Annotated in this window: 8 protein-coding genes; 2 read left to right on the top strand and 6 right to left on the bottom strand. The window is 67.5% G+C overall.

Annotated elements, in window-relative coordinates; all coding sequences use genetic code 11:
- Positions 1-55: 55 nt before the first annotated feature.
- The 3 genes from ACNFH5_RS07135 to ACNFH5_RS07125 all read right to left on the bottom strand — a co-directional run bounded on the left by ACNFH5_RS07135 (position 56) and on the right by ACNFH5_RS07125 (position 7,455).
- Positions 56-3,289, bottom strand: a complete 3,234-nt coding sequence (locus ACNFH5_RS07135) for an ATP-binding protein (protein WP_416744936.1) — start codon at positions 3,287-3,289, stop codon at positions 56-58.
- A 144-nt stretch (positions 3,290-3,433) separates the two neighbouring features.
- Positions 3,434-4,630 carry an EAL domain-containing protein gene (locus ACNFH5_RS07130; protein ID WP_416744935.1) on the bottom strand — a complete coding sequence of 399 codons (1,197 nt, stop codon included), beginning with the start codon at positions 4,628-4,630 and terminating at the stop codon, positions 3,434-3,436.
- Positions 4,609-7,455, bottom strand: a complete 2,847-nt coding sequence (locus tag ACNFH5_RS07125; protein WP_416744934.1) for an ATP-binding protein — start codon at positions 7,453-7,455, stop codon at positions 4,609-4,611. The genes ACNFH5_RS07130 and ACNFH5_RS07125 overlap by 22 nt, the downstream gene beginning before the upstream one ends.
- Positions 7,456-7,622: 167 nt before the next feature.
- On the opposite strand from ACNFH5_RS07125, the gene vapB reads away from it, so the two are divergent.
- Positions 7,623-7,871, top strand: a complete 249-nt coding sequence (vapB, locus tag ACNFH5_RS07120; RefSeq protein ID WP_416744933.1) for a type II toxin-antitoxin system VapB family antitoxin — start codon at positions 7,623-7,625, stop codon at positions 7,869-7,871.
- Positions 7,872-7,895: 24 nt separating this feature from the next.
- Entirely contained in the window at positions 7,896-8,309 is a 414-nt protein-coding gene (locus ACNFH5_RS07115) for a type II toxin-antitoxin system VapC family toxin (RefSeq protein ID WP_416744932.1), read from the top strand.
- A gap of 48 nt (positions 8,310-8,357) precedes the next feature.
- On the opposite strand, the gene recD is transcribed toward ACNFH5_RS07115, so the two are convergent.
- The 3 genes from recD to recC are packed head-to-tail and all read right to left on the bottom strand — an operon-like array spanning position 8,358 to position 17,532.
- Positions 8,358-10,385 carry an exodeoxyribonuclease V subunit alpha gene (gene recD / locus ACNFH5_RS07110; protein ID WP_416744931.1) on the bottom strand — a complete coding sequence of 676 codons (2,028 nt, stop codon included), beginning with the start codon at positions 10,383-10,385 and terminating at the stop codon, positions 8,358-8,360.
- Positions 10,382-14,068, bottom strand: a complete 3,687-nt coding sequence (recB, locus tag ACNFH5_RS07105; RefSeq protein WP_416744930.1) for an exodeoxyribonuclease V subunit beta — start codon at positions 14,066-14,068, stop codon at positions 10,382-10,384. Before recB ends, recD begins: the two co-directional genes overlap by 4 nt.
- A complete protein-coding gene (gene recC, locus ACNFH5_RS07100; protein WP_416744929.1) occupies positions 14,065-17,532 on the bottom strand; it encodes an exodeoxyribonuclease V subunit gamma in 3,468 nt (1,155 codons plus the stop codon). The genes recB and recC overlap by 4 nt, the downstream gene beginning before the upstream one ends.
- Positions 17,533-17,609: the final 77 nt, after the last annotated feature.

The following is a 17,609-nucleotide window of genomic DNA, read 5'->3' as shown; positions in this document are numbered from 1 at the left end:
CCGGCCACAGGGCACGACCACTATTCCAGAGTAGCCCCGGTTACCGGACAGGCTCTCAGAGGCTGGCCAGGGCCGCCTCGATTCGTCCCATCAGCGCGTTCACCGCCGCGGACAGTTCCGGCCCGGCGGGCTGCGCGATCAGCGCTTGCTCCACCGCACCGCAGGCATCACTCAGACCATGGGCCTGGACCACCGCAAGCGCGCCCCGCAGGCGGTGCACCTGCTGACGGACGGTCGGCAGGTCGCTGACCTGCAGGGCATCAGTCACGCCCTGCATATCCTGACGCATGGTACGCAGGAACAGCTCGCGCATCTTCTCCGAGACCTGAATGCGGTCCTGTACTGGCGCCTGGGATTGCTCTTCGCTCTCCGCTGGCTCGGCCGCCGCATGACCACAGACCTTGAGCAGCCCGTCATGCAGCGTGCGCAGGCTCATCGGCTTGACCAGCCAGGCGTTCATGCCCACCGCCATGCAACGCTCGCCCTCCTCGCGCAACGCATTGGCGGTGACGCCGATGATCGGCAGCCAGCTGTCGTGGCGGCGCAACTCGCCGACCAGCTCGTAGCCATTCATCACCGGCATGTTCACATCGGTCAGCAGTGCGTCAAAAGCGCCGGGCGCCCAACGCTGCATGGCTTCGCGACCATTGCTGGTGAGCGTGACGCGACAGCCCAGCTCCTCCAGTTGCTCCTTGAGCAGGGCCTGGTTGATCGGGTTGTCCTCGGCCACCAGCACCCGCAGGCCAAGCTTGCCCAGGCGAGTGACACGGGGCGCGTGCCGCGCCTCGGCACTGCCTCCCTGCTGCGCCAGGCGCAAGGCCTGGGCGATGGCGGAAAGGTGGTAGAGGCTGACTTCCCAGCCCTGGCTGGACGCCTGCGGCTGCACGCTGGCCTCGGCCAGCGCGCGCACGCGCGGCCCGCTCCACAGTGGCTCGTGGCCGGTATCGAGCAGGTCCAGCAGCACCGCGCCAGACGGTGTATCGCTCGGCAGCTCCTCCTGGACCAGCGCCGAGCCCCCCCAGCAGTCGACCCAGGCGGCCAGGTTCTGCGCCAGCTCCTTCACCGGCGCCCGCACGTAAACCGGCTGCGGCAACAGCGGCCCGCCATCGGCCAGCGGCTGGGCGCGCTCCAGCACCGGCAGCGCCAGGGTGAAGGTGAAGCTGCTGCCCAGCCCGGTTTCGCTCACCACGCGCAGCTGTCCGCCCATCAATTGGCTCAGCCGCGCGCAGATCGACAAGCCCAGGCCGGTGCCGCTGACCGTGTGTTCATGGCCGTGGGCCTGGTAGAAGGGCTCGAACAGGCGTTGCTGCTGCGCGTCGGACATGCCGATGCCGGTATCGGTCACCTGCCACTGCAGGGCCGTCTCGCCCGACTCGCCGGCGACGATGCGCAAGCGCAGCACCACCCGACCGATGTCGGTGAACTTCAGCGCGTTGCTCAGCAGGTTGGCGAGAATCTGTCGGATGCGCGCGGCATCGCCGCGCACCAGCCCGGGAACGTTCGCATCGATGCAGGCGTAGAGCTGCAGCTCCTTGCCCTCGGCCACGCCGGCGTACCCGGCAACCACCTCCTCGGCCAATTCCAGCGGGTTGAACTCCATCTCCTCCAGGGCCATCTGCCCGGCCTCGATCTTGGACACGTCGAGGATGTCGCTGATCAACTGCAACAGAGTCGAGGAGGAGCGCTGGATAGTGGCGAGATAATCGCGTTGCTGGCCGGTCAGCTCGGTCAGCCCGAGCAGTTCCAGAGTACCCAGCACGCCATAGAGCGGTGTGCGGATTTCGTGACTCATGGTGGCGAGGAACACCGATTTCGCCTCGCTGGCGGCGTCCGCCGAGAGCTTGGCGTCGGCCAGCATCTGCTGCGCCTGCTTGTGCGCGCTGATGTCATTGAAGGCGCAGAGCACCACGTTCTCCCCTTGGTAGCGGGTCGGGGCGAAACTGGCGTGCAGGGCGCGTCCTTCCACTTCGAAGACCAGCTCGCCACTGCCCTCGCCGACTCTTCCGCTGAGGTCCCAGTCGCGGCTGATACGGCTGATGGCCTCGCCGTCGCCCAGCCACTGCGCGGCCAGGCGGTTCTGCATCACCACCTGGTGGCTGCCGTGGCGCAGTACGCAGAGCGCCACGGGCGCAGTCTGGATCACCGCGCGGCTGAACGCGTCGCTCTCGACTATCTCCAGGTGTGCGCGGCGCGCCGGCCTGATCACCCTGCGCGAGTACCAGCGGATGGCGAACCAACCCCCGGCCAGGCTGCCGAGGATCAACGCCAGCCCGCCGATGAACTGCCACTTGGCATAGCGGAAGAAGCTGGCGTAGCCCAGCCGATAGAGCGCAGTCCAGCCCCCGTTGAATTCGCTGCGGACCTTGAACACCAGGCCGTCGGCGCTGAAGTTCAGGCCATCCTGGAAATCCTTCTCGCCGCCGGGAAAATCGATCAGCACCTGGCCGCCCGGCGAGATCAGCTCCAGTTCGTCGAACACCGGTCGGTCGAGAATCTGCTCCATGTCGTTGATACGCCCCAGGTCCAGCAGCGACACGGCAACGACACGGCGATCGAGGTCCGATTCCCACCACAGCGCATCGGGCAGGTCGAGGCTGACGTAGGCCAGCAGCTCGCGGGTAACGCCGCCGGTATAAGGCTGTGCCTGCGCCCAGTGCACCTGGATGTCGCTGCGCTTGGGCGAACGCTCTTCCAGCGCCTCGCGCACGCGATCGATCACCGTCAGGTAGTTGCCCCGGGTCAGCGGCCGCTGACCACGGAAGTTGCCGATCGAGGGCACCGCGAGGCTGGTGGGGCCGTGCAGATCGAGCACCAGCACCTGCGGTGAAGGGAAGGACGAGGCACTCCAGTAGCTGCTGTAGAAATTTGCCAGCATCACCCCGAAGGAAAATGTGCCGGGCCGCTCCCCCGGGCCGATCTGACGCACCTGCTGCGCGAGGGTGAAGGACATGGCGAAGGAGAACTCGCGTCCCTCGTGGATCTCCATGCCGTTTTCGCGGATCAGCATGCGCCGCTGCAACGGGATCACGTCCAGGTCCTGGCGCTGCGTGGATTCGTCACTCTGCTGGGCGATACGGTTGAGGAAGGCCTCGTGCTCGTGGATGTCCCCCACCAGCCGGGTGAAGTGGAAGTGCACCTTGTCCCGCTCTTCCTGCACCACCCGGCCCAAGGCCCAGTAGCAGGCGCCCACCAGCATCAGGGCGAGGGAAACGGCGCACAGCAGCACGACGTTCAGGCGCAGCGACGTGCTGGCCAGTTTACGAATCGAGCCGTGGTCATGTTCCTTCATGCATAGCATCCGGTGTCGCGGAAAGTGGCGGCGGAGGGCCCGCCGGATACCAGCAGACTGTAGATGTGAGTACGGGATAAGGCGACCCGACGACCGTTGGCAGGCCGACGATCGCCCTGGCATCGGCGATATGTCTGCCGTGGATCAATGAGCCATGGCAGAGCGTTCCTGGAGCAACTGGCGGGTGAATACCGCCGGCGGCACCGCCTCGGAAAACAGGAAACCCTGGGCGCAATCGCAGCGCAGGCGGCGCAGCAGCGCCAGCTCTTCCGGGTGTTCGACGCCCTCGGCGATCACCTCCAGCCCCAACTGCCGGCCGAGCTTGACGATGCTCTCCAGCGCCGCCGCCAGCCCATCGTCATCCACGCAGCCATGCACCAGCGCGCGATCGATCTTCAGCTCGGTGAATGGCGTCGAGACCAGGTTGTACAGGGAACTGTAGCCCTGGCCGAAATCGTCCTGCGCAAGGCCGAAGCCCTTCATGCGCAGGCGGCAAGTGCCGGCATAGTAGTTGGCCGGGGTCGCCGTGCTGCTGCATTCGAGCAGTTCGAAGACGATGTGCGCCGGCACCCCGCCACGGGCGGCGACGAAGGTGGCGAGGCGGTCGGGCAGTTCGGGATTGTCCAGCAGGTGGGTCGGAAGGTTCACCGCCACCGACAGGTGAAAACCCAGTTGGCCCCAGTCGGCCTGGGCCTGCAACGCCTGATCGAGCACCGTCCAGAGCAGCGCCTCGTCGAGCCCGGCGGCGGTCAGGGCATCCATGAAACTGCCCGGCTGCAACACGCCGTGGCTAGGGTGTTCCCAGCGCACCAGCGCCTCCGCGGCGACGATGCGACCATCGATCAGCGAAGCCTTGGGCTGGAACCAGGCGCAGAACTGTCGCTGCGCCAGGGCCTGCTCCAACTCTTCCCGGGTCGGCGGAGTGATGGCCGGCGCAAGGTACTGCTCAGCACGCTCCAGGCGTGAGACGAGCTTCTCCAGCAGACGCCGAACGACCGGTGCGCGGGCCGGCTTGGCGATCTGTTCGAGCACAGTGATGCCATGGGCGCGGGCCACCATGCAGGCACTGCCCATCAGCGAGCGCGACGCCGAGCTCATGATCGCCAGCAGTGGCGGATGGCTCAGCGCAGCCAGTCGCTGGATCAGCTGCACGCCGTCCAGGCCGGGCATCATCAGGTCGCTGACCACCAGGTCGAAGCGCTCCTGCTCCAGCCAGCGCAACGCTTCGGCGCCGTCCTCGGCGGCACGCAGGTGTCGCACGCCCTGTTCACGGAACAGATTGAGCAGGTACTCCCGCTGGAAAGGCTGATCTTCGACGATCAGGATTCGCTGATGTCGCACGGCTGCACCTCCGCGGGCAGGCTGGTCAGGCATTGGCGCAGAGTGCGCAGGTCCACCGGCTTGAGCAGGCAGAGGTTCATGCCAGCGGCGAGGCAACGTTCGTTTTCCTCGTGCATGGCGTTGGCGGTGGCGCCGATGATCGGCCCGCGATAGCCACGCAGGCGCAGCGCGCGGGCCAGTTCGTAGCCATTGAGATGGGGCATATTGACGTCCGTGAGCACCACGTCGAAGGCATCCGGCTGCCAGCGCGTGAGGGCCTGCCGGCCATCGACAGCGAGCTCGACCGTGCAGCCGAGGGTTTCCAGCTGGTCGCGCAGGATCAGCTGGTTGATCGGGTTGTCCTCCACCAGCAGTACATGCAGGCCGAGGCCGATATCCGGCAGCGTCTCGGCCAGGCGCGACGCCTCGCCGCTGGTGCAGCCCTGCGCGGCCGCCAGGGCACGGCGCAAGCCCTCGAAGTTATAGCGGCCCACATGCCAGTCGCAGCCTTCCTGGCGCGGCTGCTCGCCGCCCAGGTCGGTCACCAGCACCCGGCAGCCGCGCCAGGAAGGCTGCGGCTTGCGGTCGTGGGGATTGAAGCGAAGGTCCACCAGCACGCTGGAGGCGTCGTCCTCGATTGGCTGGTCCGCCGTCGCCACCTGCGCCCGTGCACCCCAGCGGGTAATCCAGCCGCAGAGGCTCTCGGCGAGCTCGCGGATGGGCGCATGCACCCACACCATCGAGTTGGCCAACCGAAGGTCGCCGCTGCTCTGGCGGTCCACGCACTGCAGGGGCAGGCTGAGAGAGAAGCTGCTGCCCAGGCCAACGTCGCTGACCACGCGCAACTGCCCGCCCATCAGCTCCGTGAGCCGCTTGCAGATCGACAGGCCGAGCCCCGTGCCGCCGGCCATGCGCGTGTTGCCGGAGACCTGGTAGAAGGCATCGAAGAGATGTGCCTGCTGATCCTCGGGGATGCCGATGCCGGTGTCGGCCACCTGCCAGTGCAGGATATCCAGCCAGTCTTCACCAGGCTCGGCACGTACGCGCAGGACGATGCGCCCACTGTCGGTGAACTTCACCGCATTGCTCAGCAGGTTGTTGAGGATCTGGCGTATGCGCGTAGCGTCGCCCAGCACCCGCTCGGGCATCTGCGAGTCACAGCAGGCATAGATCTGCAGGCCCTTGGCGCGGGCGGCGGCGGCGTATGCCTGGACGCTGTCGAGGGTCAGCTCCAGCGGCGAGAACTCCACCGGGTCCAGACCCAGTTGGCCGACCTCGATCTTCGACACGTCAAGCACGTCGCTGATCAGTTGCAGGAGGGTCGACGACGAGCGCTGGATGGCGCGCAGGTAGCCGGACTGCTGGTGGTCCAGCGCCGTGCGGCCGAGCAGCTCCAGGGTACCGAGCACGCCGTAGAGCGGTGTGCGGATTTCATGGCTCATGGTCGCCAGGAACAGCGTCTTGGCTTCGTTGGCGGTGTCAGACAGGCGCTTGGCTTCGGCCAGCGCAGCCTCGGTCTGCTTGCGCGCACTGATGTCGCTGAAGGCGCAGCACAGCACTTCCTCACCCTTGTAGCGGGTCGGTGTGTAGCTCAGGTAGAGGTGCCGCCCAGTGTGGGTTTCCACCTCCTCCGAACCACCCTCCTCGCCACTGTTGAAGCCCCGCTCCAGCCAGCCGTGGCTCCAGTAGCGGCGCTCGTCGCCACTGCCCAGCCATTGCTGGGCGAGACGGTTTTCCAGCACCACCTCGGCGTCGTTGCGGCGCAGCACGCAGAGCGCCACCGGCGCGGTCTGGATCATCGCGCGGTGGAAGCCTTCGTTCTCTACCAATGCATTCAGGCGATGCTGCGCCGGGCCGATCAGGCGCCGGTTGATGCGCCGGCACATGGCCCACACCAGCAGCGAGCAACCCAGCAGGAATGCCAGCGAGGCGAGCACCCGCGGCCACATCGGCACCAGCAGTTCGGAGAGGTTGAAGTAATAGATCAGCGACCAATCGGAACTGCCCAGGTGCTTGAGCAGCGCCAGGTGACTGGGCAGCACGCCGGGGCCGCTGAAGGCGAAGTTGTCGCCCTCCCACAGGTCGCTGAACTGCAGGCCGAGCTGCGGCGTGACCGCGCTGCCGAGGATGGTCCGGTGATCACGGTCCAGCAGCAGGAAGCGCCCGGCCTCGGGCACGCCGAAGGCCGCAGCGAGATCGGCGCCGAACAGTTCGAGCCCCAGCCAGCCGTTGTCGCGCTCGCTGGTGACGCGGGTGAACAGGTATTGCCGCGTCTGCGGGTCGGTCGGGTCCGCGAGCCAGCGGACCTGCCGCTCCTCCTTCGGCGTACCGGGCTGTCCCAGTGCTTCGAGCACCGATGGCGGCACCACGGCATTGAGCGCTGGCGCCCCGTAGAGCCGGGTCACCGTGCGATTCGGGGCGGGCGAGACATAGATCAGGTTCAGCCGCTTGGCTTCCATCTCCGACAGGTCGCGCCCGGACAGCGCCAGGCTCCAGCTGGAACCGGGCTCGCCCAGGGTGACGAAAACCTGCTCGTGGGGCGGCACCGGCACGCTCAGCTGACGCCACTGCACCAGCGGCTCGCGGGCCTTCCAGGTCACGCCACGGCTGATGTGCTCCAGCAACGACTCGCGCTGGCCAAGGTAATCCTGGGCCTCATACATGGCCGCATTCATCTGCCGGCGCAACTGCGACACTTCACTGTTGAAGCTTGCGGCGAGGAACAGGCTCAAGGTGAAGAACAGGCAGGCGATCACCACCCAGGCCAACAGACGAAGGAGCTTTCGGGCTGCCTTCGGGGTGGAAAAGGACGAATCCTGGCGACGAAGGAACTGCTTGAGTTTCATGCCCGCCAGCCTGGCGAAAAGCAGGCCAGGCTGACATCAGACAAATCTAAAAAGTGTGGAAGTGCGGGTTACCGCCCGTCTCCACCGGAAGCAAAAACAAATGCATATGCCAGGCATATGCTAGAGTGTAAAAACAGGTTTCCCAATCCGCACCCCCGGAGGTACCCATGCCCACAACGACCGTCTCGCTGTTCCGCAATGGCAAGAATCAGGCAGTCCGTATCCCCAGGGACATGGAATTCAGAGGCGTCACCGAGCTGGTGATGACTCGTGAGGGCGATACCCTCACGCTGCGTCCGTCGCGACCGACCTGGAGCAGCCTGGCAGCCCTGAAGCCTATCGACGCCGACATACTGGGTGATCGGCCCGCCGTGATCGAACCCGGCCGGATCGACTTCAGCGAAAACGAGGAGTGACCCTTGGCCTCTCCCGTTACTTACATGCTGGATACCAATATCTGCTCGTTCATTATGCGCAAGAACCCGCCGCAGGTGCTGCAGCGCCTGCAAGAGGCCGCAGAGGCCGGCAATCGGCTGGTAATTTCGGCTATCACCTATGCGGAGCTTCGCTATGGCGCGGCATCCCCGAAAGCGCCGAAGGCAGTGACGGCATGGATCGATGCGCTGTTACAGCGCCTGGATGCGGTGCTGCCCTGGGATATCGACGCCGTTGATGCTTCGGCGAAACTCATGCGGCAATTGCTCGATGCGGGAACGCCCATCGGTGCGAACGATACGGGCATTGCAGGCCAAGCCCTGGCAGCCGAATGCATCATCGTGACCAACAACACCCGCGAGTTTCGACGAGTGCCGGGGCTGATCGTCGAGGATTGGTGCAACGACACACTGGCCTGACAGGCCATCGAAAGGCGCGCCAGCAATCCCCTGGCGCGTCTCGTCACATCAGGAAAGATCCAGCAACCCGCTCGCCCGTTGCACCCGTCGCTCCGTCGCCGCTTCCAGCACTTGCCAGCCACGCCCGGCGCTGGCCAGGGTGAACCACTTCCGCGCGCGAGTGATGCCGGTGTAGACCAGCTCGCGGGTGAGGATGGGGTTGAGGCTGTCGGGTAGCAGCAGCGCGGCGTGGGTGAATTCCGAGCCCTGGGATTTGTGCACGGTCATGGCGAACACCGTTTCCACCGCCTGCAGGCGGCTCGGCAGGATCCAGCGGATGGCGTCGGTACCGTCGCCCGCCGGGAAGGCCACGCGCGCCACCCAGCGTACCGAGCCGTCGTCGGCCGTCTGCGGCAGCGCCAGGGTGATACCGATGTCACCGTTCATCAGACCCAGGCCGTAGTCGTTACGGGTGACCAGTACCGGGCGGCCGGCGAACCAGCCGTTCGACGAGGGAATCAGCCCCTCGCGTTGCAGCAGATCGCCGATCAGGGTGTTCAACCCTTCCACGCCCCAGGGCCCGCGACGCAAGGCACAGAGCAACTGGAACTGGCCGTGGGCTTGCAGCACCTGCCTTGCCCATCCATCCAGCGCCGGCTGGTCGGCGTTGTCCGCCGGGCGCGCGCCGCTGACCACGCGCAGGTAGTGGGCGTAACCGACCGGGCCGAACAGGTCGCCACCACGCCCGCCGTCGATTACCAGATCGCGCAGGCTACGGGTTTCCTGGGCATCCACGGCAATGCGCGCGAGGTCCTCGTGCTGCGCCTTCCACACCTGGCGCAGGGCCGGGATATCGCCGGCGTTGACCGCTTCGGCCAGTTGGCCGATACCACTGTCGGCGCTGAAGCGGTGGCTGTGACGGAGCATGGCCACGGCCTGATCGAGGTCGCTGCCCGACGTGTCCAGCAATTCAGGGTTGATCTGTTCGCCGGTCACCGCCTCCAGCCAGTCGCGGGTGGCCGGGCGGTAGTGGCCTTCGCGGGCACGGCTGCAAAGCTCGCCGAGCACAGCGCCAGCTTCCACCGAAGCCAGCTGGTCCTTGTCGCCCAGCAGGATCAGCCGCGCGCGCGGCGGCAACGCGGCGAGCAGCGAGGCCATCATTTCCAGGTCGACCATCGAGGCTTCGTCCACCACCAGCAGCTCCAGCGCCAGCGGGTTGCCGGCGTGGTGGCGGAACTGACGGCTGTCCGGCCGGCTGCCGAGCAGGCGGTGCAGCGTGGTCACCTCGGTGGGGATCGCCTCGCGCGCGGCCTCGCCGTTGGCCAGCCCTGCGAGATCAAGGCGCTGCACAGCACCAGCGATGGACTCGTTCAGGCGCGCGGCGGCCTTGCCGGTGGGCGCGGCAAGACGGATGCGCAGCGCGCGACCGCCCTCCCCCAGCGCCAGGCTTTGCAGCAGGGCGAGCAGCTTGACCACGGTGGTGGTCTTGCCGGTGCCGGGGCCGCCGGTGACGATGCCAAAGGCGTTGCCGGCGACCAGCGCGCAGGCAAGCTTCTGCCAGTCAGCCGGCGCACCGGCTTTCTTCGGGAACAGTGCATCCAGCGCCTGGCGCAACTGGGCAGGTGGCAACGCGGCGCGCAGCGCATCGCCCTGTTGCAGACGCTGGTCGATACCGGCGCGCACTTCGCGTTCGTACTGCCAGTAGCGACGCAGGTACAGGCGGCGGCCGGAGAGCACCAGCGGCGTATCGCCGGGGCCGTCGCCGACCAGGCGCGGATCGTTCAGCACGGCGCGCCAGGCATCGAGATCGAAGCCGTCCAGCAGCACGCCGGGCAGTTCCGGGGCGTCCTTGGCGGAGTCGCCTTCGGGGGGCAGTGACAAGGCGAAACGGCTGTCGGCCAGGGTCGCTTCCAGGTCGAGGCAGACATGCCCGCGGCCGAGCTGATGGCTGGCCAGGGCGGCGGCGAGGATCAGCAGCGGGTTGGCGTCCGGCGCGCGCTCGACGAGGAAGATCGCGAAGGCCCGGTCCAGCTCGCGCAGCCAGCCGCGCTCGGCCCAGCGGCCGATCAGTTCGAGCATCTGGGTGGTGCTCTTCATGCCGGCACCTCCGCGCGGAACAGGCGGTCCAGCTCGTCCATCAGCACCTTCGGCGGGCGCTCCAGGTACATGCCCTGGGTTGCCGAGGAACTGCCGCGCAGGAACAGGTACATCGCGCCTCCGATGTGGCGGTCGTAGTCGTAGTCGGGCAGGCGCGCCTGCAGCAGCCGGTGCAGGGCGAACAGGTAGAGCGCGTACTGCAGGTCGTAGCGGTGTTCCAGCAAGGCCTCGCGCAGAGCTTGAGGGGTGTAGGCCTCGTCGTCGGCGCCCAGCCAGTTGGATTTGTAGTCCGCCACGTAGTAACGGCCTTCGTGCTCGAACACCAGGTCGATGAAGCCCTTGAGCATGCCGTTGAGCAGGTTCGCCTGCAGCGTCGGCCGCGCAGCGCCGCCCAGGGTGTGACGGATCACGGCGGCGTCGAGGCGTTGGGTGTCGACATGGCGGGTGGAAAACCAGAACTCCATTTCCTTCTGGAAAGTGGCCAGCCCGGCGAGGCTGACCGGCGCCGCATCCGGCACGCGGAAAGCCGTGCGCAGGTACTGCCCGAGCCAGCCGGTGAGGGGCTCGATCCACTCCTCCCAACCGCGCAGAGCACAGCGCCGGGCGATCTGGTCACGCAGCTGTTCTTCATCGACGTGGAAGTTTTCGTCAGCGGCCCACTCCAGCAAGCCATGGAGGAAACTGCCGGGGTTCGCGCCGCGCGGGAAAGCATGCAGGCTGAAGGGTGCCGGCACGGCCTCCAGCTCGCGGTGTTCTTCCAGGCTGCTCTCGCGCAGCAAGTCTTCGCCGGCGCTGATGGGCTCATCGGCGGCCGGCGCGGGAGCGATTTCGCTATCGTCCTCGGTGGCGCTCTGGGCAGTCAGGTTCGCCAGCGCGGAATAGCTGGCGATCCACCATTTTTCCGCCACCCGGCGACGCGGTTCGCGGGCGGCGCCCAGTTCACCGGCCGGTATGCCGACGAACAACTCGCTGCCAACTTCCGGCGCCGGCTCCAGGGCGATTTCCACCGTGCCTGCCTGCAATTCGCCCAGGCGCGCGGACACGTCCTCGACGCTCAGCGCGTTACCGCCGCCGAGCAGGTAGCCCATGGCGCCCTTGTGCAGCTCGGGGTTCTTGCTGTTGCTCATCACCAGCGGTGCCATGCCCAGCCAGACGGCGTGGCGCGCGCGAGTCAGCGCCACGTAGAGCAGACGCATGTCCTCGCTCAGGCGCTCGTCGTTGGCGAGCTGGAAGGCCGCCTTGGCCAGCTCCTTGTCGCGGGACAGCTCCACCACCCGCGACTCGCCGGACTGGAAGCTCGGCGGCGTGCCGCTCTTGCCGTCCAGCTCGCGCCAGGTGCAGATGAACGGCAGCAGCACCAGCGGGTATTCCAGGCCCTTGGACTTGTGGATGGTCACCACCTTGATCAGGTCGGCGTCGCTTTCCAGGCGGAGGATTTCCTCGCTGGAGGGGCTCTCCAGTTGTTCGGCCAGCACCCGCAGCAACGCGTGCTCGCCATCCACTTCCACCGCCTCGCGCTGCAGCCATTCGGCCAGGTGCAGCAGGTTGGTCAGGCTGCGTTCGCCGTCGGTCTCACGCAACAGGCGCGCCGGCAGGGCAAAGTCGGCGAGCAGGCGGCGCAGCATCGGCAGCACGCCCTGCTGCTGCCAGAGCACGCGGTAATCGCGGAAGCGCAGCACCATGTCTTCCCAGAAGCGTTCGTCCTGGTTCAGCCGCTCCAGCGTCGCCCAGTCCAGCGCCAGGCTGCGGGTGGCCAGGGCGATGCGCAGCGCGCCGTCGTCGCCGGGGTCGGCACAGGCGCGCAGCCAATGCAGCAGGTCGACGGCCTCGGGGCTGTCGAATACCGAGTCGCGGTCGGACAGGTAGACGCTGGCGAGCCGGCGCCTGGCCAGTTCGCCGCGGATGGCCTCGGCCTCGCTGCGGCCGCGCACAAGGATGGCGATGTCCGCCGGGCGTAGCGCGCGCCATTGCCCCTGGGCATCACGGAAGCCGCTCTGCGCTGAACTCAGCCAGCGCTGGATGGCGCTGGCGCTGCGTGCGGCCATCTCCTGGCGGTACAGGGTTGAGCCACAGACCTGACCTTCGCTATCCAGTTGCCAGAAGGTCATGGCCGGCGCTTCGCCACCTTCGAGCAGCAGCGTTTCGCCACGCCCACGCGCGCCGACTTCGAGGAAGGGCACGGGGTTTTCCTGCCCTTCCACGGCGAAGCGGAAGGCCGCGCGCGGATGGTTTTCGGCAAACCGGAAGCAACGGTTGGCCGCGTTGACCATCGCCAGCGTGGAGCGGTAGTTGGTGCCCAGCGTGTAGTGCCGCCCGGCGGTCGCCGCACGGGCGCGCAGGTAGGTATGGATATCGGCGCCACGGAAGGCGTAGATCGCCTGCTTGGGGTCGCCGATCATGAACAGACCGAGGTTCCGCGGGTTCTCGGCGATGCGGTAGACGCGCTCGAAGATGCGGTACTGCAGCGGGTCGGTGTCCTGGAATTCGTCGATCAGCGCGATCGGGAACTGCTCGCGGATGCGCTCGGCCAGGCGTTCGCCGCCGCTGCCAGCCAGCGCACGGTCGAGGCGCACCAGCAGGTCGTCGAAGCCCAGCTCGGCGCGCTTCTGCTTCTCCACTTCCAGGTTATGTCGGACTTCGCCCAGGGCATGCAGCAGCAGTTGCGGGGCGATCTCCGGGCGCTGTTCGGCGCGCTCGACCCAGGCGTCGATGGCCTGCAGTGCGGGGTGCTGAGGCACTACGGCCTTGGCCTTCACCTTGATCCGCGTCTGACCGAATTTGGCCAGGTTGTCCGGCGCATCGGCGCCTTCGCTCCAGGCATCCAGCGCCTCGATCCAGCCGGCGAACACGGCGTCGTCATCCTTGCCGCGATAGCTGTTGCCGTTGAGGTCACCGCGCAGGTTGCGCAGCAGCTCGGCGACACCCTCACGATCCGCCGCCCAGGCTTCACGAGCGCGGCTCTCGGCGGCCGCGAGTTCGTCGTAGAACTGACCGGTGGCTTCCAGCAGTTCGCTGAGCGAAGCCGGGGCAGCCAGCGGTTGATCGGCATAGCGGAAACCGGCTTCCTGCGCCGCCAGTAGCGGCTGCAGGGCGCGGGCCAGCGCTTCGGGGCCGGCGTAGCAATGGCGCACGGCGTTGGCCGCAGCCACGCCCAACGGGTAGAAATTGCGCCGCCAGTAGTCGCGCACGGCTTCGGCGAGCAGCTCGCTCTGGTCGGCGGCCAGGTCCTGGGTGAACAGGCTGCCGCTGTCGAAGGCGTGCTCGCGCAGCATGCGATAGCACCAGCTGTGGATGGTGGACACGGCGGCTTCGTCCATCCATTCGGCGGCCAGCCGCAGCAGGCGCGCGCAGCCGGGCCAGCGCTCGGCGGCGTAGCTGTCGCGCAGCGCCACCAGCAGACCGTCGTGCTGCTGCTCGGGTTCGGCGAAGCAGCGCGCAGCCTCGCCCAGGCGCGCGCGGATACGCTCGCGCAGTTCCTGGGTCGCGGCTTCGGTGAAGGTCACCACGAGGATTTCCGGTGGGCTCAGCGGCCGTCCGAACGCAGCCTGCTCACCGCCGTGGTCGAGCACCAGACGCACGTAGAGCAAGGCGATGGTGAAGGTCTTGCCGGTACCGGCGCTGGCCTCGATCAGCCGGCTGCCGTGCAGCGGGAATTCGAGAGGTTTGAGCTCGACTGCGCTCATTCTTCCACCTCCTTGCGCTGCAGGATCGCGAACAGCGGCCCGTACAAGGCTTCGGCCCAGGCGCCGAATTCGTCGCTGGCGTTGAGCGCAGCGAAGTCCGGGTAGACCCGCGCCAGCGCTGCCGACGCGGCCACCTCGCCGCTCAGGTTGAAGCCGCCGTCATAGCGCTTGGCGGCTTCGCGGGCGGCACGCGCTTCGTCATCTCCTGCGGCCAGCCAGGCGAATGCGGCCTTGCACGCCACCGGCAGTGGACGGCTCATGCCCAGGAACCAGGCGTCCATCAACGCATCCAGTTCGGCGCGCGCCTGCTCGGCGGGCAGCGGCGGGAGCTCCAGGGTACCGGTCAGGCCCACCAATATGCTGGTCACTGGCTCGCCGCACAGCTGCAGCGCCAGGTGGCGCACCCACGGGCGCACCAGCCCGTGCCATTTGTAGCCCTTGCCTTCATGAAGCTTGCCGCTGACCAGTTGCAGGCTGGCGAGCTGACCATCGGCGTTGCGACGCAGGCCGCCGAGCCAGTCCGCCAGTTCGATGCCGGCGTGTTCGTGGTTGAGCTCGCGCTGTTCGTCTTCCACCTGCAACCAGTGCTCCAGCTGTTCGCGGTAGCGCGCCAGCAGGTCGTGCAGCGGCGCCACCAGCGCCTGGGCGGAGAAGTCACCGAAAGCCGCCAGCGGCAGCCGACCTTCGCGGCGCAGGCGTTCGACCTGACCGGTCAGCTGCGCCGCCAGTTGATCGGCCTGCCAGTGCTGCTCGACCCAGGGTCGCAGACGCTCGCAGAGTTCGAACTGCAATTGCCAGACGTCCAGACCATTCAACTCGAAGGGCTCTTCGTCCTGGCCGGTCAGTTGCTCCTCGGCAAAGCGCACCTTCAGGCGCTGGAGGAAGAACGCGCCCACCGGATTGGCCAGGAAGTCCGAGAGCACGCGCAGGCCAATAGGCGCGTCGAGTACGGGCGGCGACAACGGCGCGTCGTTCGGCTCGTCGTCATGCTCGCGGTGCACGTCACGCCACTCGCGCGCGTAGGTGTAAAGGCCGTCGATACCCTGCACCGAGGGTGCATCGAAATAGGCGCGGCTGAACGGCTGCAACGGATGCTCCAGAGTCAGCCCGTGCAACAGGTCGCCGCCGTCGGCGCGGTGCCAACCGGCAACGAGGTGGTCGCGCAACTGGCCGACCAGCACCGATGGCGGGCGCTCGCTGTTGTCGCGGATGCTCCGGCCGACCCAGCTGACGTAGAGCTGGCGGCGCGCCGAGAGCAGCGCCTCGAGCAGCAGGTAGCGGTCATCCTCGCGGCGCGAACGGTCGCCGGGGCGGTAGTCGTTGCGCATCAGGTCGAAGTCCAGCGGCGATTGCGGGCGCGGGTAGTCGCCGTCGTTCATCCCCAGTAGGCAGACCAGCTGGAAGGGAATCGCGCGCATTGGCATCAAGGTGCAGAAGCTCACCGCACCGGCAAGGAAGCGCTGGTTCAGGCCGCCGGCATCCAGCCCGCTGAGCCACGCCTCACGCACCACCGAGAGCGGCAGCAGGTCGCTGAAGCCGGCGTGACCACAGGTTTCCAGCCAGCCTTCGAGCAGGCTCAGCAGTTGCTGGCGCAGTAGTTCGTCGTGGTCATCGGTGACCTGGAAGAAGTCTTCCAGCAGGCGGCGCAGGCGCTGCGCCCAGGTCTCCGGATCGGCTTCCTCGGCGAGCAGCTCGCAGGCATTTTCCAGCGCGCCAAGCAGACCGGCCAACGGCCCCAGCGCGGCGGCGTCCAGCCCGCCGATTTCCGCATAGGGCTGAATGCCCTGGAAGGCTTCGCCCTCGCCCACGGCAAAGCCCAGCAGCATGCGCCGCAGGCCGAAGCGCCAGCTGTTGGCCTCGGCGGCAGCGGGCAGGCCCAGGCGTTCGCGCTGCTGGCCGTCGAGGCCCCAGCGCACGCCGGCGCCATCGATCCAGCGGCGCAGCAGCGGCAGGTCGGCGTCGGCCAGGCCAAAGCGTGCGCGCACGGCGGCGACGTCCAGCAGGTCAAGGATTTCACTGACCGCAAAGCGACTGTCGGGCAGTCGCAGCAGGTGCTCCAGCGCCACCAGCAGAGGCTCGCGGCCGCGCTGGCCCTGGTCGGCCAGGGTGTAGGGGATGAAGCGTTTGTCGTCGCGCGACAGCTGGCCGAACACGGCTTCGATGTGCGGCGCGTAGGGGTTGATGTCCGGGACCATGACGATCACGTCGCGCGGGCGCAGCGTGGGGTCGGCATCGAAGCGCGCAAGCAGTTGGTCGTGGAGGACTTCCACTTCACGCTGGGCGCTGTGGGCGACATGGAAGCGCACCGAGTCATCGGCCTGCGGGTCGACCGCCGGCCAGTGTTCGCGGGTCTCATTGATCGGTCGCAGCTCGAGGATGTCGTCCTGCAACTGGCCGAGCAGGCTGCCCGGCTCCACGTCGCTGAACAGGTCGATGCGCCCGTTGCTCACCGCGCCCAGGCGTGCGCGGTAGCTGTCCGGGTCGTCGTACTGGTCGAGCAGGTTGATGTAGTCGCGCCCCTGCTTGCCCCAGGCGGCCAGCAACGGCTGGGCGTACTGGTGCTGCTGGTCGTCGCTGAGCAGCTCCGGTGTGCCGGCGCGGCGGCGCTGGCGGCGGTATTCGTGGCGCAGCAAGTCCTTGTCGGCAACGATGTCGGCCCAGTGGTGGCGGCAGGGGTTGTGCACGCAGAGCAGCACCTGGGCGTGGCGCGCCAGCACGGCGAGGGCTTCCACCGTCTGCGCGGGCATGGCGGAGATGCCGAACACCACCACGCGGCGCGGCAGATTCGGCAACGGATTGTCGGCAGTCTTCAGCTTCTCGATGAAGCGTCCGTGCACGCCGGCACGGCTGGTGGCCAGCCCCTCGGGACCGACATCATCGAGCAGCGCGCGCCACAGCGCGGCCTGCCAGCGGTTGTCGGCATCCAGCTGCTTCACGGTGCCGTTGGCCAGGCGCAGCTGATCAACACTGCGGCTCCAGTCCTCCAGCCAGTCGGCGCGGTAGACCTGGTACTGGTCGAACAGGTCGGCGAGGCGCTCGGCCAGTTGGTGGCGCTTGCGCAGGTCGGCGTCGTCGGCGAGGAAGCGCTGCAGGGTGGCGAACTCGTCGCGCGCCAGCAGGGTCGGCAGCAGGCGCATCAGGCGCCAGGTCAGCGGGCCCTTGTCGAGCACCGAGACTTCGGGGATTTCATCGCGGCCCAGCGCACCACGGTAGGCGCGCCAGAGAAATTGTGCAGGCAATTGCACGTCCAGCGCGGCCGTGACGCCGCAGCCGCCGTCCTCGACGTCGCGCCCCAGCGCCAGCTTCAGCCACTGGGCGATGCCATTGCTCTGCACCAGGATGACTTCGTTTTCCAGCGGCGCCAGCGGATGCAGGCTCATCCACTGCACCAGCAGGTCGCGCAGCGCTTCCGGATGGTTGCCGTGGATCACCATCAGGCCGGGGGTCAGTCGCTGCTCGCTCATTGGGTCTCCTGGGTCGGGCGGGCAGCCATTGCCCGCGTCGTACGACAGGCATTTCACCAAAAGCGAACACAACGGGA

Origin of the sequence: Pseudomonas sp. NY15435 (genome assembly GCF_048068295.1) — a bacterium.
In the GTDB taxonomy this organism is placed as follows: domain Bacteria; phylum Pseudomonadota; class Gammaproteobacteria; order Pseudomonadales; family Pseudomonadaceae; genus Pseudomonas.
Note: the sequence above shows the minus strand (reverse complement) of the source record. Positions and strands in the feature narration are given on the sequence as shown.

What these genes read in the sequence shown, in the direction of transcription:
- recB (WP_416744930.1), bottom strand. Translation starts at nt 14,068, where the DNA reads ATGAGCGCAGTCGAGCTCAAACCTCTCGAATTCCCGCTGCACGGCAGC.
- ACNFH5_RS07135 (WP_416744936.1), bottom strand. Translation starts at nt 3,289, where the DNA reads ATGAAGGAACATGACCACGGCTCGATTCGTAAACTGGCCAGCACGTCG.
- ACNFH5_RS07115 (WP_416744932.1), top strand. Translation starts at nt 7,896, where the DNA reads ATGCTGGATACCAATATCTGCTCGTTCATTATGCGCAAGAACCCGCCG.
- vapB (WP_416744933.1), top strand. Translation starts at nt 7,623, where the DNA reads ATGCCCACAACGACCGTCTCGCTGTTCCGCAATGGCAAGAATCAGGCA.
- recC (WP_416744929.1), bottom strand. Translation starts at nt 17,532, where the DNA reads ATGAGCGAGCAGCGACTGACCCCCGGCCTGATGGTGATCCACGGCAAC.
- recD (WP_416744931.1), bottom strand. Translation starts at nt 10,385, where the DNA reads ATGAAGAGCACCACCCAGATGCTCGAACTGATCGGCCGCTGGGCCGAG.
- ACNFH5_RS07125 (WP_416744934.1), bottom strand. Translation starts at nt 7,455, where the DNA reads ATGAAACTCAAGCAGTTCCTTCGTCGCCAGGATTCGTCCTTTTCCACC.